General features: G+C 70.1%; 12 protein-coding genes and 1 pseudogene. 7 read left to right on the top strand and 6 right to left on the bottom strand.

The genetic code is table 11. The features are described from left to right. Nucleotides 1-62: 62 nt before the first annotated feature. A complete protein-coding gene (locus ACIPK3_RS08150) occupies nt 63-2,129 on the bottom strand; it encodes a SpoIIE family protein phosphatase (protein WP_402567313.1) in 2,067 nt (688 codons plus the stop codon). Nucleotides 2,130-2,331: 202 nt separating this feature from the next. Between ACIPK3_RS08150 and ACIPK3_RS08155 the strand changes: the two genes are divergently transcribed. Both ACIPK3_RS08155 and ACIPK3_RS08160 read left to right on the top strand, forming a co-directional pair. Further along, nucleotides 2,332-4,791: a SpoIIE family protein phosphatase gene (locus tag ACIPK3_RS08155; protein WP_402567315.1), complete on the top strand. Its 2,460-nt coding sequence runs from the start codon at nt 2,332-2,334 to the stop codon at nt 4,789-4,791. 207 nt (nt 4,792-4,998) lie between these two features. Continuing rightward, entirely contained in the window at nt 4,999-6,858 is a 1,860-nt protein-coding gene (locus ACIPK3_RS08160) for a M1 family aminopeptidase (protein WP_402567316.1), read from the top strand. A 58-nt stretch (nt 6,859-6,916) separates the two neighbouring features. Here the strand turns inward: ACIPK3_RS08160 and ACIPK3_RS08165 are convergent, their stop codons facing one another. Then, nucleotides 6,917-8,110 carry a PP2C family protein-serine/threonine phosphatase gene (locus tag ACIPK3_RS08165; RefSeq protein ID WP_402567318.1) on the bottom strand — a complete coding sequence of 398 codons (1,194 nt, stop codon included), beginning with the start codon at nt 8,108-8,110 and terminating at the stop codon, nt 6,917-6,919. Between the two features lie 299 nt (nt 8,111-8,409). On the opposite strand from ACIPK3_RS08165, the gene ACIPK3_RS08170 reads away from it, so the two are divergent. From ACIPK3_RS08170 to sbnA, 5 genes are read left to right on the top strand one after another with little or no spacing between them, the layout of a single operon-like run. Beyond that, a complete protein-coding gene (locus ACIPK3_RS08170) occupies nt 8,410-10,974 on the top strand; it encodes a Pls/PosA family non-ribosomal peptide synthetase (RefSeq protein WP_402567320.1) in 2,565 nt (854 codons plus the stop codon). A gap of 13 nt (nt 10,975-10,987) precedes the next feature. Continuing rightward, nucleotides 10,988-14,245: an amino acid adenylation domain-containing protein gene (locus tag ACIPK3_RS08175; RefSeq protein WP_402567322.1), complete on the top strand. Its 3,258-nt coding sequence runs from the start codon at nt 10,988-10,990 to the stop codon at nt 14,243-14,245. A gap of 42 nt (nt 14,246-14,287) precedes the next feature. Then, nucleotides 14,288-15,292: a TauD/TfdA family dioxygenase gene (locus ACIPK3_RS08180; RefSeq protein ID WP_402567324.1), complete on the top strand. Its 1,005-nt coding sequence runs from the start codon at nt 14,288-14,290 to the stop codon at nt 15,290-15,292. After that, nucleotides 15,289-16,359: a 2,3-diaminopropionate biosynthesis protein SbnB gene (sbnB, locus tag ACIPK3_RS08185; RefSeq protein WP_402567325.1), complete on the top strand. Its 1,071-nt coding sequence runs from the start codon at nt 15,289-15,291 to the stop codon at nt 16,357-16,359. Before ACIPK3_RS08180 ends, sbnB begins: the two co-directional genes overlap by 4 nt. 35 nt (nt 16,360-16,394) lie before the next feature. Next, nucleotides 16,395-17,420: a 2,3-diaminopropionate biosynthesis protein SbnA gene (gene sbnA / locus ACIPK3_RS08190; RefSeq protein ID WP_402567326.1), complete on the top strand. Its 1,026-nt coding sequence runs from the start codon at nt 16,395-16,397 to the stop codon at nt 17,418-17,420. Between the two features lie 165 nt (nt 17,421-17,585). Here the strand turns inward: sbnA and ACIPK3_RS08195 are convergent, their stop codons facing one another. The 4 genes and pseudogenes from ACIPK3_RS08195 to ACIPK3_RS08210 form a co-directional block, all read right to left on the bottom strand. Beyond that, nucleotides 17,586-18,032 (bottom strand): VWA-like domain-containing protein, encoded by a 447-nt coding sequence (locus tag ACIPK3_RS08195; RefSeq protein ID WP_402567857.1) that lies wholly within the window; start codon nt 18,030-18,032, stop codon nt 17,586-17,588. Nucleotides 18,033-18,080: 48 nt separating this feature from the next. Then, a pseudogene (locus ACIPK3_RS08200) lies at nt 18,081-18,248 on the bottom strand (hypothetical protein); the annotation flags it as partial. A 479-nt stretch (nt 18,249-18,727) separates the two neighbouring features. Next, nucleotides 18,728-20,194 carry a glycoside hydrolase family 32 protein gene (locus ACIPK3_RS08205; RefSeq protein ID WP_402567858.1) on the bottom strand — a complete coding sequence of 489 codons (1,467 nt, stop codon included), beginning with the start codon at nt 20,192-20,194 and terminating at the stop codon, nt 18,728-18,730. Nucleotides 20,195-20,241: 47 nt separating this feature from the next. After that, a complete protein-coding gene (locus ACIPK3_RS08210) occupies nt 20,242-21,114 on the bottom strand; it encodes a carbohydrate ABC transporter permease (protein ID WP_402567327.1) in 873 nt (290 codons plus the stop codon). Between the last annotated feature and the right edge of the window lies 1 nt (nt 21,115).

A 21,115-nucleotide genomic window follows, 5' to 3' on the forward strand; every position in this document is an offset into this window, starting at 1 on the left:
CGATCGCGTGCCCCCGAGAAGCGCTCCAATGGACGAACCGTCACATCACGGAGGACGAACCGTCACAGTGTCCGGGCGACCAGCAGGGCGACGTCGTCGTGGTCGTCGGGATGGCGCAGACCGTTCAGCAGGAGATCGCAGGTCTCCTCCAGAGGTCGCCCGGGATCGTCGAGGAAGGTCAGCAACATGCTCAGGCGATCGTCGATCGGGTGGTGCCGGGTCTCCACCAGGCCGTCCGTGTACAGGACCAGCAGATCGCCGCGGCCGAGCTCCGCCGTCGTGGTCTCGAAGGGCACACCGCCCACGCCGAGCGGGGCCCCCGGAGGCAGGTCGAGCAGCACCGGGGCCCGGTCGGGGTGGGCCAGCGCGGGTGGCATGTGCCCGGCGTTGGCGATCTGGCACTCGCGCGTGTACGGGTCGTACACCGCGTAGAGACACGTGACGATGTAGTGCTCCAGATCGCAGGTGATCTTGTCGAGATGCTGGAGCACCGCGCTCGGAGGCAGGTCCAGGTCCGCGTAGGCGCAGGTGGCCGTGCGCAGCCGGCCCATGGTCGCGGCGGCGTCGATGCCGTTGCCCATGACGTCCCCGACGACCAGTGCGGTCCTGTCGCCGGTCAGCGGGATCACGTCGTACCAGTCACCGCCGACCTCGCTGGTGGCCTGGGCGGGGTGGTAGCGGGAGGCCAGTTCCAGCCCGGTGTGCTCCGGCGAGTGGTTGGGCAGCAGGCTGCGCTGGAGGGTCAGGGCGGTGTTGCGGACGCTCTGGAACCAGCGGGCGTTGTCGATGGACATGGCGGCCCGGCTGGCCAGCTCGCTGGCCAGGACCACGTCGTCCTGGTCGAACGGGATCGGGTTGACGGTGCGCTTGAGGTCGAGGGCGCCGAGCACCTCGCCGTGCGCGATCAGCGGCACCGCGAGATACGAGTGGACACCGGCCCGGGCCAGCAGTTCGGATGCCTCGGGACTGCGTGCGATGCGCCGCAGGTCGTCGTCGCCCACCTCCCGGACCAGGACCGGTCTGCCGGTGTGCACACAGAGGGTGACCAGGCGGTCCCCTTCGTAGGTGGCCAGGTCACCCGGGCGGTCGGCGGCCTGGAGGGCCACGGTGGGTCGGGCCGCCTTGAGCGCGAGCGCGCGGAAGAGCTCCGGCCCGTTGTCGGGTCTGCGGCGGTCGCGGCAGGCCAGGGCGGCGTCGAGGATGTCCACCGCGACCACGTCCGCCAGTTCGGGAATCGCGATCTCGGCCAGTTCGTGGGCAGTCTGCTCCACCTCCAGCGAGGTGCCGACCCGGGTGGAGGCGTCGGCGATCAGTGCCAGGCGGCGCCGGGCCCGGTCGGCCTCGGTGGCGGACCGGTGCCGTTCGGTGACGTCCACGACCGAGGCGGCGGCGCCCAGCACCCGCCCGCCGGGATCCTCCAGACGGTAGAAGGACAGCGACCAGGCGTGGTCCTGGTCGGGGTCGGTCGTGGTCCGGCCCACGTGGTACTGGTCGAGCAGGGGAGTGCCGGTGGTGAGCACCTGGCGCAGCGCCGACTCGATGGTGTCGACGTCCGAGAAGGGCAGCGTCTCCCGCAGATGGCGGCCGATGTGTGCCTCGGCGGGCGTGCCGTCGATGCGTTCCAGCGCCGGGTTGACCAGGAGATAGCGCAGCTCCGGGTCCAGCATGGCCAGGCCGATCGGCGACTGGGTGATCAGTCGCTCGCACAGGGCGAGGTCGGTCTCCACGCGCTGGAGCAGGTTGTGGTCGGCCGCGATGCCGAGGGCGTACGCCTCGCCGCGGTCGTTCAGGAGCCGCATGTTGCGGAACTCCATCAGCCGGGTGCCGCCGTCCCGGTGCCGGATGGGGAAGGCGCCGGCCCAGCTCTGTCCGGTCGTCAGCACCTCCGCGAACAGGCTCATCACGGCCTGGAGGTGCTCGGGGTGGATCAGCAGGCGAGCGGCCTCCTTGCCCAGCGCCTCCTCGGCGGTGTAGCCGAAGAGTTCGTCGGCCTGCGGCGTCCAGAACACGATGCGGCCTTCGGAGTCCAGGACCACGGCGGCAACACTCAGCACATCCAGCAGACCGGTCGGCCGTATCGGCTCGTTGCCGGGGATGTCCACGCTGGACTCGAAGGATTCGGCTGTCATCCCAGATCCTCCTCGACCGGTCGGCGGTGCCGCATGCCAGGGCAGGCTCCCGGTATCTCCATGCTCCCTCGGTCCCGGCCGCTTGCCCAACGGCGAGTGTCGCGGGAGAGCGTTCACCCGTCCGGTCCGCCTGTCCCGGGGCCGTGCGGATCGGCCGGACAAGCAGGACCATGGTCCTGTAGAGGATGGGATCGACGTACCGATGGATTCTGCGCGAAACGGCCCTGAGGCGGCCACGTCCGCCGCACCGCGCGACGACTTCGACGCGTCCACCGACGCGGCGGCGGTGATCGACGCGGACGGCGTCGTGACCGGCTGGACCAGGGGCGCTCAGAGACTCCTCGGACATCCGGCGTCGGACGTCGTCGGCCGGCCCGCGGCACATCTGCTGGCGATGCCCGTGGACCAGGCACGCGTCTCGCGCATCCTGGAACGCTGCCGCTCCGGACTGAGCTGGACCGGCCAGGTGTCGGTACGACGCCGTGACCAGGACCCGGCGGACATCGATCTGCGGGTCTCCGCGTCCTTCCGCATCGGGACGGCCGAGTGCTTCCTGCTCTCCGCGCGCGAGCAGGGCAGGGAATGGGCGTTCACCGAGTCGGTGCTGACCGGATTCCTGACCCGGTCGCCGGTCGGCATGGCGGTGCTGGATCCGCGACTGCGTCATGTGTGGCTGAACGACGCCCTGGAACGCTTCGGCGGGGTGCCGCGTGAGCAGCGGCTCGGGCACCGGCTGAGCGAGGTTCTCCCGGGGCTCCAGGCGGAAAGCATCGAAGCGGTGATGCGGGAGGTGCTCACGACCGGGGAACCGGTGACCGACCGCGAGTACCTGGGCTGGAGCCTGAACGACCAGCGCGCCCAACACGCCTACTCCACTTCCTTCTTCCCCCTGCTGGACGCCGACAACTCCATCACCGGGCTCTGCTACATGGTCCAGGACGTCACCGAGCGCTGGCACGCCCGTCGGCTCCTGTCGATGGTCAACGAGGCCGGGACCAGCATCGGCAGGACCCTGGACGTGATGCGGACGGCACAGGAACTCGCCGACTTCGCGGTTCCCCGCTTCGCGGACTTCGTCATCGTCGACCTTCTGGACTCCGTCCTCAGCACCGAAGGGCACGGCACCTGGCTCACCGACGCGGGCCCGGCCCCGGTCAGGCCGGTGATGCGCCGGGCGGGGCTCAGCTCCGCGCGCGAGGGCTGCCCGGAGGCGGTCGCGAAGGTCGGCGACCTGGTGGACTTCCTGCCGCCGCCGTACGGCGTGGACCTGTTCGTCAAGGGCGAGCCCATCCTCATCCCGCTCCTCGACCCGGCCGACGAGCTGTGGATCACCGAGCAGCCCGAACGGGCGGAGAGCATCCGGAAGTACGGACTGCACTCGCTGATCTCCGTGCCGATGCGGGCCCGCAACACCACCCTCGGTCTCACCACCTTCGCCCGGTCGCTCAACCCCGCCTCCTTCCGGTCCGACGACGTGCTGATCGCCCGGGAGCTGGTGGCGCGGGCGGCGCTGTGCGTCGACAACGCCCGCCGCTACACCCGGGAACACGCGGCGGCGGTCACCCTCCAGCACAGTCTGCTGCCGCACGCGCTGACCGGTGGTACGGCGCTGGAGGTGGCCTCCTGCTACGAGCCCGCGGACGCCACCGGCGGGGTGGGTGGCGACTGGTTCGACGTGATTCCCCTGTCCGGGGCGCGAGTCGGCCTTGTCGTCGGCGACGTGGTCGGGCACGGCATCAGCGCCGCCGCGACCATGGGCCGACTGCGGACCGCCGTCCAGACCCTCGCCGACATGGAGTTGCCGCCCGACGAACTGCTCGCCCACCTGGACGACTTGGTGCTGCGGCTGAGCGAGGAGGCGGTCGGCGACGAGGGCGGCCGGAACGCGGCCGCCTTCCTCGGTGCCACCTGCCTGTACGCCGTCTACGATCCGGTCACCGGGCGGTGCGCGATGGCGCGGGCCGGACATCCGCCCCCGGTGGTCGTCGAACCCGACGGGCAGGTCCACTTCCCGGAGCCCCCCGCGGGGCCGCCGCTCGGCCTGGGCGGCATGGGGTTCGAGGCCACCGAGATCCAGTTGGCCGAGAACAGTCTGCTCGGGCTCTACACCGACGGCCTCATCGCGGGCGCCGACCGCGACATGGAGTCCGGCATGGCCCGGCTCGCCGAGGTGCTCTCCCACTCGGACTCCGACCTCGACACGCTGTGCACGTCAGCGGCGCGACGACTGGTGGCCGTGCCCCAACCGGACGACGTGGCACTGCTTCTGACCCGCACTCACATCCTCGGGGAGGACCACGTCGTCTCCTGGGACGTACCGGTGGACCCGGCCGCCGTCGGTGACATCCGCGCCGGGGCGACCCGGCAGGTGGAGGCCTGGGGGCTCGGGGAACTCGCCACCACCACCGAACTCATCGTGAGTGAGCTGGTCACCAACGCGATCCGGTACGCCACCCCGCCCGTCAGGCTGCGCATGCTCCGTGACTCACGGCTGACCTGCGAGGTCTCCGACGCCAGCAGCACCGCCCCGCGGCTGAGGCACGCCCGCAGCACGGACGAGGGCGGCCGTGGCCTGTTCCTGGTGGCCCAGCTGACCCACCGCTGGGGCGCCCGTTACACGGCCGGGGGCAAGGTCATCTGGGCCGAGCAGGAGATCCCGTAGGTCCGGTGAGGTGAAGCGGGGGTCCGTTGGGCGTTGCCGCGGCTACCGCCTGCCGTTCGGCGCGTCGAGGGTTACTTCATGCATCAACGTGGCATGCTCCGGTCAGATCTGGCACCCTGCCGTCTGTCGCGTCCCCGTCCCCAGGGGCCGTGGCCGAACTCAGCACCGTCCACGCTCAGTCGAAACCCGTAACCCGAGGAGTTTCGTGTGAGATCGACCCCCCACAAGGGCATCGTCGCGAGCACGCTCGCGGCCCTCGCGCTGGCTGTCGCCGCACTGCCCGCCACCCCGGCGGCGGCGCAGCCGCCCGCCGCACCCCGCGCCGCCGACTGCACTCCGGCCCAGGTGGTCGGCAACGGCGGCTTCGAGAACGGGACTTCGCCCTGGACCCAGTCCTCGACCAGCGTCATCACCAGCCGCACCGGTCAGACCGCGCACGGCGGCAGCAGCTTCGCCTGGCTGGGCGGAACCGGCCGCACCCGCACGGACACGCTCTCGCAGAGCGTCACCGTCCCGTCCGGGTGCAGCACCGCCACGCTGACCTTCTGGCTGCACATCGACACCGCCGAGACGACCTCGTCCACCCAGTACGACAAGCTCACGGCGAAGATCGGCAGCACCACGCTGGCGACGTACTCGAACCTGAACAAGAACACCGGCTATGTGCAGAAGTCCTTCGACGTCTCGTCGTTCGCCGGGCAGACGGTGACCCTCGCTTTCACCGGAACCGAGGACTCCAGCCTCCAGACGAGCTTCGTTCTGGACGACATCGCGCTCGACACCTCGGGCGGCAGCACGCCCCCGGCAGACTCCACCCGGACCCCGGCCGCGCCGGCCTACACCGTCAGCCTGAGCAGCGACGCCAACGGCAGGGTGTGGACCGGGCATGAGAGCGCGTCGTTCACCAATGCGGCCGCGGCGCCGCTGACCGAGGTCTATCTGCGGCTGTGGGACAACTACCACGGCACCTGCTCCGCCCCGCCGATCACCGTCACCAACGTCACCGGCGGCACCGCGGGCGCCCTCTCCGTCGCCTGCACGGCGCTCAGGATCGACCTGCCGACCCCGCTGGCCCAGGGACAGACCGCCACGATCGGCTTCGACCTGGGCATCACCGTCCCGAGCGGCGCCGACCGCTTCGGCTACGACGGGGCGTTCAGCTTCATCGGCAACGCCCTGCCCGTCCTCGCCGTCAAGGACGGCTCCGGCTGGCACCTCGACCCGTACACCAACAACGGCGAGTCGTTCTACTCCCTGGCCGCCGACTTCAGGGTGACCCTCGACCACCCCAGCAGCCTGCTGGTCCCCGCCACCGGCACCTCGGTCGACACCCCCGGCTCCAGCGGCCGTACGGTCACCACCGCCACGGCCACCAAGGTCCGCGACTTCGCCTGGGGCGCCGGGCCGTTCACGAAGATCTCCGGCAACTCGGCCGGCGGCGTTCCGGTGAACATCTACTCCGTCACGGGCATCAGCTCCTCCAGCGCCCAGTCGATGCTCAGTACCGCGAAGACCGCCGTGGACGCCCACGCGGCACGCTTCGGCGCCTATCCGTACGGCGAACTCGACGCGGTGATCGACAACAGCTTCTGGTTCGGCGGCATGGAGTATCCCGGGTTCGTCCTAGACCTGGTGAGCACCACGGCGCTCACCCACGAGATCGGCCACCAGTGGTTCTACGGCATCGTCGGCGACGACGAGTACAACAACCCCTGGCTGGACGAGGCGTTCACCGACTACGCCACCGACCTCGCCCTGAACAAGACCGGAGCCGGCTGCTGGAACAGCGTCTCCTGGGCGTCGTCGGCGGAGAAGATCACCAACTCGATGGCCTACTGGGACGCCCACTCGTCCCGCTACTCCACCGTCGTCTACAACTACGGCAAGTGCGCCCTGCACGACCTTCGACGTGTCCTCGGTGACACCGCGATGGCCAAGGTGCTGAAGGACTACGCCACTTCGCACTGGTACGGCGTCTCGACCACGGCCGAGTTCAAGGCGGCGGCGCAGGCCGCTACCACCACGGACCTGACCTCGTTCTGGACCACGCACCGCATCGACGGCTGACCCGGCACAGCGATGGCACAGTGAACGGTGAGGGGCGGCCCGGCACACGGGCCGCCCCTCACTCCACCCAGACCGACTCCGCGTCGTCGGGGTCGTCCGTCCCGTCCGACAGGAGGAACACGGAGAGCGCGGCCGTGTCGTCGTCCAGCCGGCTGTCGCTGTAGTCCAGCAGATCCAGGTGCAGCCGCTCCAGCAGCTCCCACGGCGGCAGTGGCCCCCAGGAGCGGACGCGGTCGACCAGCGGGTAGAACTCACCGTCCGGCGAGCGGGTCTCCGTGACCCCGTCCGTGTAGAGCAACATCTGGTCACCGGGCCGGAAGGTGTACACGTCCACGTAGTACGGCTCGCCGACGAGCATCCCGAGGTTCAGTGGCGGAGCCGACCGCCCACGGTCCAGCTCGCACACATCTCCCGGGCGGATACGCAGCGGCGGCGGATGACCACAGTTGACGATGCGCACGACGTGCTCGTCGACCGGGACCTCCGCGAACACGGCGGTGACGAACCGCTCGCCCACCTCGCTGCCGGAGAGCTGCTCGGCCCTGCGCAGCATGCTGGTCTCCACCCGGCCCGCGAGCGTGGGCAGGTCGGGTTCGTCGTGCGCCGCCTCACGGAACGCACCCAGCAGCGTGGCGGCGGTCTCCACCGCCAGCAGGCCCTTGCCGCGGACGTCACCGATGAGCAGGCGCACCCCGTAGGGGGTGGGCACGACCTCGAACAGGTCACCGCCGATCTGCGCCTCCGCGGCGGCGGAGAGGTACAGGCTCTCCAGCAGCAGCTCGCCGATGCGCTGCGGCACCGGTCGCAGGAGCACGCGCTGCGCGATCTCGGCCACGAACCGCACGTCCGCCAGCGTGCGCTCCCGGCGCACCCGGTGCGCTGCCAGGATCGTGCCGAGGGCACCCACCAGGGCCGTACAGATGTAGGCGGCCACATAGTGCCGGTCCCACAGATAGCCGACCTCACGGCCCGCACAGCACGGGGTGCCGGCCAGGACCCCCAGGAAGACGATGGCGAAGACGGTGGTCAGCGCCACGATCGCGGGCCCGTGCGAGAAGGCGGCCACCACGGGCAGGGCGATCAGGATGAAGCTGACCGGCCACTGCACCGGCGTGATCGGCTCCAGGACCAGGAGTCCCGCCACGTAGAGCACCGGCAGCCAGCGCAACCAGGCAGGCTCGGAGGGCCGCGCCCGGCCGTCCTCGCCGCCGGTCAGGGACTCGCGACGGTCCCACTGACGCAGCCTGTGCACACCGAACTCCCGGACAAGATCGCAGCGACGCGTCCACCCTGCGGCGCCCGGCCCCGACGCACCGGCGATTGCTCCACCGGGCGGCATGTCCGTCTCACTGGGCGGACGGCCATCCGGGTGATCTCCGGGGCGCCGTCAGCCGTGCGGGACCCGGAGAACACGGGCCCGTCGCCCGGGGCGGCCTTTCCGCACCGACGTTTCGGAGTGGCAACGTGACCTCCGGCGACCGAGACTGAACCCACGGTTCGTGATCAGGAATGAAAACACGGCCCTGTCGAAACGTCCTCCAGGAGGGTCGGATGATGGAGCAGTCCTCCGGGGTCCATATATCGGGGCCTGACACTACGGTCGCCCACCGGTTCGCGGAAGTGCTCGCCGACGTCACAAACGCGCAGAGCGTTGCGGTCGACAGTCATTTCTTCAACGATCTCGGTGCGAATTCTCTCGTGATGGCGCAATTCTGCGCACGGGTCAGGAAGATACCCGACCTGCCGTCCGCGTCGATGAAGGACATCTACCGGTACCCGACGATCGAGGCGCTCGCCGAGGCGCTCGCCGAGGTACCCGCCGCGTCTGTCGCAGCGGATGTGCCGTCGACCGCCGCCGCTCTTCTGGCCGAGCAGACTCCGCCGGAGCCGGTGAAACTGCCGAGCAGACTGGTCCATTCCCTCTGCGGAACCGTCCAGTTGCTGATCTTCCTGGCATACTCCTTTGTCTTCGGAGTCGTTTCCACCCGCGGTTACAACTGGATCGAAGAAGCCCCGGGTGTCTTCGCCACCTATCAGCGTGCAGTGGTGTTCGGAGGAATAGGATTCTTCCTCCTCTGCGCCTTCCCGATCGCCGCGAAATGGATTCTCATCGGCCGCTGGAAGCCCGGAGAATTCCCCGTCTGGGGCGCGGCCTATATTCGGTTCTGGCTCGTCAAGGTACTGCTGCACGGAAATCCGATGGTTTTCCTCGCCGGAAATCCGCTGTACAACCTGTACCTGCGGGCACTGGGCGCACGGGTCGGCAAGGGAGTCACGATCCTCTCCCGCACCCTTCCGGTCTGCACCGACCTCCTCACCATCGGCGCCGGAACAGTGATCCGCAAGGACGCCTTCCTGCTCTGCTACCGGGCACACGCCGGACGCATCCAGACCGGCCGGATCACCCTCGGCCGTGAGGTGTTCATCGGCGAGAAGACGGTCCTCGACATCGACACGTCGATGGGCGACGGAGCACAGCTCGGCCACTCGTCCGCCCTGCACCGCGGCCAGTCGATCCCGGCGGGCGAGCACCGCCACGGCTCCCCGGCCGAGCCCACGGACATCGAGCACATCAGGGTCCCCCCGGCGAAGAGTGGCACCCTGCGCCGGACCTGGTACGGCCTGGTCACCCTGGTCCAGCTGTTCCTGCTCTACATTCCGCTCGCGATCGGCGGACTGTACATGCTCTTCACCCAGGTCCCGGCGCTCGGTTCCCGCATCGGTCCGGACGCGGTCAGGCCCACCGTGGGCGCGCTGCTCACCGACGCGCTGCTGCTGTCCGCCGGCATGTTCCTCGGATTCGTCGTCCTCGGCCTGTTCGCGCTCTGCACCCTGCCGCGCGTGGTGCAGCTGTTCATCAAGCCCGACCGGACCTACCCGCTCTACGGATTCCACTACGCGCTGCACCAGGCCACGGTCCGCATGACGAACGTCAGGTTCTTCGCCTGGCTCTTCGGCGACAGCTCCTTCATCGTGTACTACCTGCGCGGAATCGGTTACGACCTGTCGAAGGTCGAGCAGACGGGCTCGAACTTCGGTACCGAGGTACAGCACGAGACCCCTTACCTGGTCTCGGTCGGCAGCGGAACGATGGTGGCCGACGGACTCTCCATCGTGAACGCGGACTACTCCAGCACGTCCTTCAAGATCTCCCGGGTGTCGATCGGCCCCTACAACTTCCTCGGCAACAACATCGCCTACCCCGCGGGCGGCCGGACCGGCGACAACTGCCTCCTCGCGACGAAGGTGATGATCCCCCTCGACGGCGAGCTCCGCCAGGGTGTGGGCCTGCTCGGCTCACCCTGCTTCGAGATCCCGCGGACCGTGGAAAGGGACACCCGGTTCGACGACCTCAGAACCGGCGACACCCTGCGCCACCGCCTCGCCGCCAAGAACCGCTACAACCTCCGGTCGATGGCCCTCATGCTGTTCGTGCGCTGGCTCTTCACCTTTGCGCTCACCCTGTTCGGCCTGGCCACCGTCGACCTGTACGGCGTACTCGGACATGTGGTGATCGCCGGGTACCTGGCCTTCACCCTCGCCTTCTCCGCCCTGTACTACGTGCTGCTGGAGCGCTGCATCACCTCCTTCCGGTCGCTGCGCCCCAGGCTGTGCTCCATCTACGACCCCTACTTCTGGTGGCACGAACGCCTGTGGAAGGTTCCGGACCGGCACCTCGCCGTGTTCAACGGGACCCCCTTCAAGAGCCTGATCTGGCGGCTGCTGGGCGTCCGTATCGGCAGCAGGGTGTTCGACGACGGCTGCTATCTGACGGAGCGGACCCTCGCCACCATCGGCGACGGCTGCACGCTCAACGCGGGCAGCAAGATCCAGTGCCACTCGCAGGAGGACGGCACCTTCAAGTCCGACGTCACCGTCCTCGGACCCGGCTGCACCCTCGGCGTCGGCTCCCATGTGCACTACGGCGTGACGATGGGGGACGGCGCCGTACTGGCCGCCGACTCCTTCCTCATGAAGGGCGAGGAAGTCCCCTCCCTCGCGCGGTGGGGCGGCAACCCCGCCGTGGACATGCCCGACGCCCGCGACCAGGTCACTGGCATCGGTTCGGCAAACACCCTGTCAGCGCCCAACAGCACGACCGCCACGGTGAGTTGAGAAAGGCGAAACGATGGAAGCGCGCGTGGAAGCGGATCGGGAGTTCTGGAACCGAGTGCTGACCGCCGGTGGATTCACCGCGGTACCCCGCTGGGCCGGGAACCCGGTACCGGGAGTCGCCGAACACGAGACGCCCGTCCCCGACGAGGTGACGGCCGCGGTACGCGAACTGGCGCGGACCTCGGGAGTGCCGCTGCGCGCGGTACTGCTCGCGGCACACGCCAAGGTGCTCACGGCACTGTCCGCGGAACAGGACGTGGTGACCGGTCACACCGCCGGGCGACGGCACGGGCCACTGCCCTGCCGGCTGACCGTACCGCCCGGCCCCTGGCGCGCCCTGTTGGCGCGGGCGCGGCAGACCGAGGCGGAACTGGTCGCGCACCGCGACTTCCCGGTGGCCGAACTGCGCCGGGAACTGGGCGTGTCCGAACCGTCGTACGAGATCGTGTTCGACACCTCGGGAGCCGGCGGCCGCCTCACCGACGACGCCGTACTCGCCGTCGGCTGGCGACTTCGCGGCGGACGGCCCACGGTGCACCTGCACTACCGCACCGAGGTCCTGGACGCGGAGTCCGCCGCCCGGATCGCCGGCTACCACCTCACCGCGCTGCGGCTGATGGCCGCCGACCCGGACGCAGACCACACCCGGCAGAGCCTGCTCTGCGACGGCGAGGTGCGCGAGCAGCTCGAAGGCCTCGCCGGGCCCAGCCGTCCGCTGCCCGAAAAGCGTGCCCACGAACTCTTCGAACAGCGCGCCCGGGCCCATCCGGGCGAGGTCGCGGCCGTCCACGGCGAGCGCGAGCTGACCTACGGCGAACTCAACGCCCGTGCCAACCGGCTGGCGAGAGCACTGCTGGCCCGCGGACTCGACCGCGAGGACGTCGTCGCCGTCGTCACGGAACGCAACCTCGACTGGCTGGCCGCCGTACTCGCGGTCTTCAAGGCCGGATGCGTCTACCTGCCGATCGAGCCGCACTTCCCCGCCGGCCGGATCTCCGCCACCCTGTCCCGGTCCGGATGCCGCCTGGTGCTGACCGAACCCGGCAGCACCGGCACCCTCGACCAGGCCCTCGGTACGCTCCCGGACACCGAGAAGCTGTTCATCGAGGACGCCCTCACCGAACAGCACGCCGACACCGACCCCGGTGTGCCGGTCGAACCGGGCCAACTCGCCTACATCTACTTCACCTCCGGCTCCACCGGCGAGCCCAAGGGCGCGATGTGCGAGCACGCCGGTCTGCTCAACCACCTCTACGCCAAGATCGACGACCTGGACATCGACCAGGGACACGTGGTCGCCCAGACCGCCCCGCAGTGCTTCGACATCTCGCTGTGGCAGCTGATCTCCGCCCTGCTGGTCGGCGGCCGGACCCTGCTGGTACCACAGGAATCGATCACGGACGTCGAGCGGTTCCTCGACACCGTCGTCCGCGGCCGCGCCGCCGTCGCCCAGCTCGTGCCGTCCTACCTCGAAGTGGTGGTGTCCTACCTCGAAAGGCACCCCCGCGAACTGCCCGACCTGCGCTGTGTGTCCGTCACCGGTGAGGCCCTGAAGCGGGAGCTGGTCCAACGCTGGTTCGCGATCCAGCCCGGCATCAAGCTGGTCAACGCCTACGGCCTGACCGAGACCTCCGACGACACCAACCACGAGGTCATGACCGAGGTGCCGGAACGGGTACTGCTCGGCCGCGCGGTCAACAACGTCCGCGTCCACGTCGTCGACGAGCACCTGGCACTGGTACCGCTCGGCGCCCCCGGACTGATCGCCTTCTCCGGGGTGTGCGTGGGCCGGGGGTACGTCAACGACCCGGACCGGACCCGCGAGGCCTACCGCGACGACCCCTTCCGGCCGGGGGAGCGGCTCTACCTCGGCGGTGACTGGGGACGCTGGCACCCCGGCGGCAAACTGGAGTTCCTGGGCCGCCGGGACAACCAGGTCAAGATCCGGGGCTTCCGCATCGAGATCGGCGAGATCGAGAACACCCTGCTGCGCGTCGACGGCGTGCGGGACGGCGCCGTGGTCATCGCCGAACGCCCCGACCACAGCAAGCACCTGATCGCCTTTCACTCGGGCCGCCGCCTCGGCACGGACGAACTGCGCGAAGCGCTCGGCGCGGCACTGCCCGCCTACATGGTCCCCGCCGCCTTCCACTGGCAGGAGACCCTCCCGCTGACCGCCAACGGCAAGATCGACCGCAAGGCCCTGACGGTACTCGCCGGACAGCAGGAGCAGTCCGCCGACGCCGCCCGGCGGCCCGGCAGCGCCCCGCTCACCCCGACCGAACGCCGGCTCGCCGCCGTCTGGTCCGAGCTGCTGGGCATCCCGGAGGACGGCATCGGCCGCGACGACCACTTCTTCGACCGCGGCGGCACCTCACTGTCCGCGGTGAAACTCACCATCGCCCTGGACCGCGCCGTGTCCCTCAAGGACATCACCCGGCACCCGGTCCTCTCCGACCTCGCCGCACTCCTCGACGGCGCCGGAGCCCGGCGCACCGAACTGCTCCAGCCGCTCACCGACCTACCGGGCACACCGGAGTGCGTCCTCGTCTGCTTCCCCTACGCGGGCGGCAACGCCGTCAACTACCAGCCGATGGCCACCGCCCTGGCGGAGCACGGAACCGCGGTCTACGCGGTGGAACTGCCCGGCCACGACCTGGCCGCCCACACCGAGCCGTTCCTCCCGGTCGACCAGTTGGCGGAACGGGTGGCCGACGAGATCATCGCGCTCGGACCGGCCCGGGTGATGCTGTGGGGCCACTCCTCGGGCACCGCGCCCGCCGTGGAGACGGCACGCAGGCTGCACGGGCGTGACATCGATGTCGCACGGGTCTTCCTGTGCGCGCAACTGCTCGGCACCGCCCCCGAACGACGCGCCGCGGCAGCCGAACTGGCCGGCCGGAGCGACGCCGAGATCGCCGCGGAGCTCACCGCGCAGAGCGGCTACACCGAACTCAGCGAACTCAACGCGTCGCACGCCGAACACATCGGCGCCGCCTACCGCCACGACTGCGCGGGCGCCCACACCTACTTCGCCGACGCGATCCAGACCCCGCCGGGCGCACTCCTCGCCACACCGGTCACCGTGGTCGTCGCCGCCGACGACCCCCACACGGCCGGGTACGCCGACCGGCACCGCGACTGGCAACTGCTGGCCGAGCACGTGGACCTGCGTGAACTCGGCGACGGAGGCCACTACTTCCTGCGCACCCGGCCGACCGAAGCGGCACAGGTCGTACTGGGCGCCACCGAACCGCTCGCCTCCTCCTGAAAGTCCACCGCCTCCGGAGGGGCAACCCGAAGGGAAACCGACATGCCGTCATCCCCCCTGGCGTCACCGCTCGATCTGGAGCTGAAGCCGGATAAACCGCCCGTCCTGCGCGTGGAGTCCCCTGAAGACGCGGCGAGTTGGGCCGCCCAGCACCGCGAGGCGCTGCGCGCTCAGGTCACCGAGCACGGCGCCGTCCTCGTCCGCGGGCTCGGCCTCAGCGACCAGGACCAGGTCCAGGCCGTCTTCGCCGGACTGTCCGGAGGCCTGATGACCGAGCGGGAGGCCTTCGCCCCCCGGCAGACCTACGGACCCGGGCTGTACTCCTCCTCGACCTGGCCGGCCAACCAGCCGATGTGCATGCACCACGAGCTCAGCTACACCGTCGAGGTCCCCGGCTTGATGCTGTTCGCCTGCCTGACGGCACCCGGCGACGGCGGAGCCACGGCGGTGGCCGACGCGGAACAGGTGCTCCAGGCGCTGCCCGCCGAGCTCAGCGAGCGGTTCGAGCGGGAGGGCTGGCTGCTCACCCGCAGCTACAACGAGGAGATCGGTGCCTCCCTGGCCGAGTCCTTCGGCACCGACGACCCCGCCGCCGTCGAACGCTACTGCCGCGCCCACGACATCGACTTCACCTGGCAGCCCGACGGCTCCCTGCACACCCGGCAGCGGCGCAGCGCCGTCGTACGGCACCCGGTCACCGGGCGGCGCTGCTGGTTCAACCAGATCGCGTTCCTCAACGAGTGGACACTCGCCCCGGAGGTCCGCGAGTACCTGGTGGAGGTCTACGGCGAGGACGGGCTGCCGTTCAACACCCGCTACGGAGACGGCAGCCCGATCGGCGAGGACGTCGTCCAGCAACTCAACTCGACCTACGAGCAGCACACCCGGCGCGAACCCTGGCAGTCCGGCGATCTGATGCTCGTCGACAACATCCGCACCGCCCACAGCAGAGAGGCCTACACCGGGGAACGCCAGGTGCTGGTCGCCATGGCCGAGCCCTGCCGGCTGGCCGACTGCTGCCCGACCCCGGAGGCAAGTCAGCGATGACCAACCTGTTGTCCCCCGCAACCGAGCGGGGCACTTCCCCCCAGCCCTCGATACCGACGTTCGCGGTGATCCCGGGAGCCCAGGTACAGCAGGCGCTCAGCGGGCGCGAGAAGGAGATCGTGGAGCTGGTCGAGACCACCTACCGGCTGCACGGTGCCGGGGACTCGGTCAACCCGCCCTCCTACTTCCTGCGCTTCGCCGACCGGCCCAGCTCGCGGATCATCGCGCTGCCCGCCTCCATCGGCGGCGCCAACCACGTGGACGGCCTGAAGTGGATCTCCAGCTTCCCGGCCAACGTGCAGGCGGGCCTGCCCCGCGCCTCGGCGGTCCTCATCCTCAACGACCACGAGACCGGCTACCCCCTCGCCTGCCTGGAGAGCTCCATCATCAGCGCGACCCGGACCGCGGCCTCCGCGGCGCTGGCCGCCGACTGGCTCAGCCGGCGCGGGCCGCGCCCCACCCGGATCGGGTTCTTCGGCACCGGCCTGATCGCCCGCTACATCCACACCTTCCTGGCCGGCACCGGCTGGACGTTCGACACGATCGGCGTGCACGACGTGTCCGCCGACAGCGCCGCCGGATTCTCCGGCTATCTGCGGCAGACCGGCACCACCGCGCAGATCGACGTCCACGACAGCGCCGAGGAACTGATCCGCTCCAGCGACCTGGTGGTCTTCGCCACCGTCGCCGGCGAACCGCACGTCACCGACCCCGGCTGGTTCTCCCACCACCCGCTGGTGCTGCACATCTCCCTGCGCGACCTCGCCCCGGAGATCCTGCTCGGCTCCACCAACATCGTCGACGACGTCGAGCACTGCCTGAAGGCGGACACCTCACCCCACCTGGCCGAGCAGCTCACGGGCAACCGCGACTTCCTCGACGGCACCCTCGACGACGTCATGACCGGACGGCGGATCCCGCCGGACGACCGGACGTTGATCTTCTCCCCCTTCGGACTGGGCGTGCTCGACCTCGCGGTCGGCAAGTTCGTCTACGACCAGGTGACCCGCGCGGGGCAGCTCCGACTCATCGACGACTTCTTCCACGACCTGCGCCGGTACGGCTGAAGACCCGACTTCGCCCTGGCACCAGGAGGCCCATCGTGCCCGTCATATCCGCCCCGCATGCCTTCAACGAAGGCGGACTCTACGTCGACCTGGAGTCGATCTTCGGGTTCCGTCTCTACCTCAAGTGTGAAGGCTTCAATTTCGCCGGCTCGATCAAGCTCAAGGCCGCGAACGAGATGGTGGAGAGCGCCGAACGTGAGGGAATCCTGACCCGCGACTCGATTCTGGTCGAGTCCTCGTCCGGAAACCTGGGCGTGGCGCTCAGCGTGATCGCCGCGAGCAAGGGTTACCGGTTCCTCTGTGTGACGGACTCCCGGTGCAACCTCTCGACCCGACTGCTGATGGAGGCGCTGGGGAGCGAGGTGCACATCGTGGCCGACCTGGACTCCAACGGCGGTTTCCTCGGCAAGCGGATCGACTACGTCCGCGGGTTGTGCGACTCCGACGACCGGTATGTGTGGCTCAGCCAGTACACCAACGCGGGCAACTGGCGCGCCCACTACCGCACCACGGCACCGGAAATAGCCACTCAGTTCCCGCAGCTCGACGTGCTGTTCATCGGCGCGGGCACCACCGGGACCCTGATGGGCTGCGCGCGCTACTTCCGGCACTGGCACCGTCCGGTGCGGATCGTCGCCGTGGACAGTGTCGGCTCGGTGGCCTTCGGTGGCGAACCCGGCCGCCGGATGATCCCGGGCCTCGGCATGAGCATGCGCCCGCCGCTGCTCGACGAGTCCTATGTCGACGAGGTGATCCGGGTCGAGGAGGCGGACACCATCCGCACCTGCCACCGCCTGGCCCGACGCGGCTTCCTGTTCGGCGGCTCCACCGGAACCGTCGTCAGCGGCGCGATGGACTGGCTCGCCCGGCACGACACACGTGACCTCACGGCGGTGGCCATCGCCCCCGACCTGGGTGAGCGTTACCTCGACACCATCTACCAGATCAACTGGCTCCAGGATCTGTACGGCGACCACATCCTCGACTCCGAGCCGATGCCCGCGGCACCGCAGTCGGCCAAGCCCGTGCCGGGGGAGTCGGTTCGCCGGCCCAGACCGTAGCCGCCCGGCGGCGTTCCCGCTCCGGGCCGGGTCGTGCCCACGGCACCACCCGGCCCGGCGGTCGCTCACCGCCGCTCCACCGTCATCCGGGCCGGGCGGGTGCGTCGCACCGCACGGCGCCGCGGTCGTTCCTGGGCGCGTCCTCCTCGCCCTGTCGTCGGGCCGTCACCCGGACCCGATCTCGACCACCCGCGCCCATGTGGGCGGCGTGTCCGGCACATGGTCGGGGTCGGCCTCGTCGATCCGCCCCACCCGGGGGAACAGGCCCACCACCGTGCGGCACGGCGGGCGCCGGTCCGGCCACGGGGTCTGCCCGTCGGTCAGGACCACCACCACGTCGGGCCGCGACCGGAGCGCCCTGGTGAAGCCGGTGCGCAGATCCGTGCCCCCGCCGCCGACCAGGGGTATGCCCTCGCCCTGGCACAGCGGATGGCACGAGCGGGACCGACGCGTCGCACGGCAGCACACTGACCAGATCGCGGCGCCGCCCACCGCCCGTGCGATCGCGGCCACTTCGAGGAGTGCGCTGCCCAGCTCCGGGTCGCTGACCGAGGCGGACGTGTCGATGACCACGGCGACCCGGGGCGGCCTGCGCCGCTGACTGGGGAGCACGACCCCGGGCAACCCGGCCGAGCGGCGGGACGGGCGCCCGTACGTGTAGTCCTCGCCGGAGCCGGACGCCGCCGTACGGACGGCCGACCCCAGCAACTCCCGCCACGGCTGCGGGGGATGGAACGCCTCGTCAGCCCACCGCCGCCACCCCCGGGAGGCGCTGCCCGGCCGGCCGGTGACGCCCTGCGCCCCCGGAACGGCTCGACGAGGGCGAGAAGGCGTCCAGGCCGTGGTCGCCGGGTCCGCCGAGCTGCTGACGGTGCTCGCACCGTGTCCCGCTCCTGCTCGCTCAGACCGTGGGCCCCTCCGGCCCGAGGTCCCACGGGCGGGTCAGCCTGTCGGCGCCGCTGCCACACAGTCCAGCCAGGCGGCGCCGCGCGAGCTCGGATCGATACGGAGCCTGCGCAGCTCCTCCTCCATGAGCGAGCCGATGGAGCCCCAACGGCTCTGGCAGCAGGCCCGCTTCAGGCCGCACCAGCCTCTCCCCGAACACGTCGTCGTTGATCTCTGGGCCGGCGGCGATGTCATCCGCAGCCGCTCCGCCGGGCCGGTCACGGTCAGGCCGTGTTCCCGTGCGACCTCGTGAAGGGCACGTGCCGGGCCACGGGCGGTGTGCGGATCAGGAAACCGCCCACGACAGGTCGGCGGGCGGGGCCGGGAGCGCAGGAGGCCGGAGTCTCGGCGCGGCAATGGGGTCAGGGGTGGGGCAGACCGACGTCGATGAGCGCGGACTCGGCGCTCGCCCTGTCCATGTACCTCGTCATGTACGGCCGCAGGTTCCACGCCCTGACCGTGTACCCGAGTCCGTCTCCACCTCCGGCGCGGGCCTCGATCCGCCAGGGAGCACCGCCGGTCGGGTAGAAGCGCAGGGTCAGTGTCCGGCCCGACGGCAGGTAGAGCTCGGCGACGGAGCGGTCCACCACGAGGCGGAACTCGACGGGGACGCCGGGGGCTGCGGGTACGCGATACGTGCCGCCGTGCGCGCGCGGGTCGAGGGACGCGTGGTCGCGGTCCACGACGAGTTCGCCGGTGGTGGAGTCGAGGCCGATGTCGAGATACTCGTTGCCGTCGGCGGAGGTCACCAACCGTAGCCCCGCTGTTGTCCTGGCCGTGCGGGGCTCCAGACGGGCCGTCAGATCGAAGCTGGGACCGACCGTGCCGAGGACGGCCGAGCCCCTGGTCTCCCCGGTCGCCGTCACCGTGCGCTCCGCGCGCAGCGCCAGGAGTTCCGCGGCTGGCCGCTGGCGTACCGTGCCGTCGTGGGCCAGGGTCACCTCGCGCGGCAGGGTCAGCAGCCCGGCCCAGCCGGCCTCGCTCACCCACTCGGGGTCGCGTGCTTCCCAGGACCAGCCCCAGAGCAGCCACCGGCCGTTGGTGGCGGGCAGTAGAGCGGGAGCGTAGAAGTCGGGGCCGTGGTCGAGGAGCGCGGGGGCCTCGGCGAGGAAGCGGCCGTGTTGCTCCTTGCCCGGGTAGACCACGGTCCGGCGTGGTCCCTGCTCCGGATCCCAGGTGCTGACGATCAAGGCACCGCGTCCGCCGACGTGGAGGTATTGGGGGCACTCCCACCCCAGCCCGGTGTCCGCGCTCGGCGCCACCGCCTGCGGGGCCCGGTCCAGGAACGGCCCCCGGTACTCCCACTGTTCGAGGTCTGCGGACTCGTACAGCAGGGCGGCCGCCCGTCCGTCCGCCAGGGCGGAGCCGACCAGCATGCGCCAGCGGCCGGCCTCCCGCCACACGTACGGGTCGCGGTACATCGTGGTGCCCTCGGGCGGCTCGGGGATGAGCAGCCTGCCGCGAGGTGTCCAGGTGGCACCGTTGTCCGCGGACTCGGCGGTGGTGACGGGCTGGGCCCAGCGGTCGGTGCGGAAGGCGGAGTAGAAGGCGACCATGCGGTCGCCGTCGGAGACGGCGTTGCCGGAGAAGCAGCCGTCGGCGTCCTCTCCGCCCGGTGTGGGGGTGAGAGCGATGGGGAGTTCTTCCCAGGTGATCAGGTCGGGGCTGCGGAAGTGCCCCCAGTGCATGTTCGCGTGCTCGGGTCCGTACGGGTTGTACTGGAAACACACGTGGTAGTGGCCGTTGTGGTAAGCCAGCCCGTTGGGGTCGTTGATCCAGTTGCGGGGCGGGCGCAGGTGCGAGACGGGGAAATGAGGGTCTGTGGGCATGACGGACACGCAGGGGTCCTTTCGGTGCGGGGCCGGGCGAAGCGTGGTCAGCCCTTTACGCCGGAGGAGGCGATGCTGTTGACGAACGACCGCTGGAAGGCCATGAACAACGCCAGGATCGGTACGGTGATCATGGAGGAGTACGCCATGATCTGGCCCCAGCCCACGTTCAGCTGGAAGAAGTAGGAGATGCCCACCATCACCGGCCGCAGCTCCTCGCTCTGCACGACCATCAGCGGCCACAGGTAGGAGTTCCAGGCGGGCAGGAAAGTAAGGATGGCAACGGTGGCGACGGCCGGCCCGGACAGCGGCATGACGATGCGGCGGTAGATGGTGAACCAGCCGGCGCCGTCCACGATCGCCGCTTCATCCAGTTCCTTGGGGATGCTCTGGAAGTACTGGTGGAAGAAGAAGATCGAGAAGGCGTTTGCGATGAACGGCACGATCTGGACCTGGTAGGTGTCCATCCAGCCGGTGGTCCACTCCAGGTGGAAGCCGTTGACGCGGAGCAGCGGCAGCTGGTTGACCCACCACACCATGGGCAGGGCGAAGGTCTCGAACGGCACGATGAGAGTGGCGATGATCGCGGTCAGTACGGCCTTGCGGCCGGGCCAGCGCATCCGGGACAGGGCAAACGCGGCGAGGCTGTTGACGATGATGCCGAGCACCACGGTGATCGAGGAGATCAGCACGGAGTTCAGCAGGAACCGCGCGGCGGGGACGCGGTCGAAGACGCCGATGTAGTTGTTCAGGGACAGGGTGCCGAGCGGCAGGAAGGCGCGTACCGAGCCGAGGTCTCCGAAGATCTGGTCGTCCGGCTTGAACGAAGAGACCACCATGAACAGCAGAGGAAGCGCGAAGACCAGGGCCACGACGACGCGGCCAATGTGACCGCCGAGGTGCTTCAGGAGGGAGGTCATG

It is taken from the genome of Streptomyces sp. NPDC086787 (genome assembly GCF_044745865.1).
GTDB lineage: Bacteria > Actinomycetota > Actinomycetes > Streptomycetales > Streptomycetaceae > Streptomyces.

Bases quoted from the DNA above. Each gene is read 5' to 3' on its own strand.
- ACIPK3_RS08205 (WP_402567858.1), bottom strand. From the start codon at position 20,194: ATGCCCACAGACCCTCATTTCCCCGTCTCGCACCTGCGCCCGCCCCGC.
- ACIPK3_RS08210 (WP_402567327.1), bottom strand. From the start codon at position 21,114: ATGACCTCCCTCCTGAAGCACCTCGGCGGTCACATTGGCCGCGTCGTC.
- ACIPK3_RS08150 (WP_402567313.1), bottom strand. From the start codon at position 2,129: ATGACAGCCGAATCCTTCGAGTCCAGCGTGGACATCCCCGGCAACGAG.
- ACIPK3_RS08155 (WP_402567315.1), top strand. From the start codon at position 2,332: ATGGATTCTGCGCGAAACGGCCCTGAGGCGGCCACGTCCGCCGCACCG.
- ACIPK3_RS08180 (WP_402567324.1), top strand. From the start codon at position 14,288: ATGCCGTCATCCCCCCTGGCGTCACCGCTCGATCTGGAGCTGAAGCCG.
- ACIPK3_RS08175 (WP_402567322.1), top strand. From the start codon at position 10,988: ATGGAAGCGCGCGTGGAAGCGGATCGGGAGTTCTGGAACCGAGTGCTG.
- sbnB (WP_402567325.1), top strand. From the start codon at position 15,289: ATGACCAACCTGTTGTCCCCCGCAACCGAGCGGGGCACTTCCCCCCAG.
- ACIPK3_RS08170 (WP_402567320.1), top strand. From the start codon at position 8,410: ATGATGGAGCAGTCCTCCGGGGTCCATATATCGGGGCCTGACACTACG.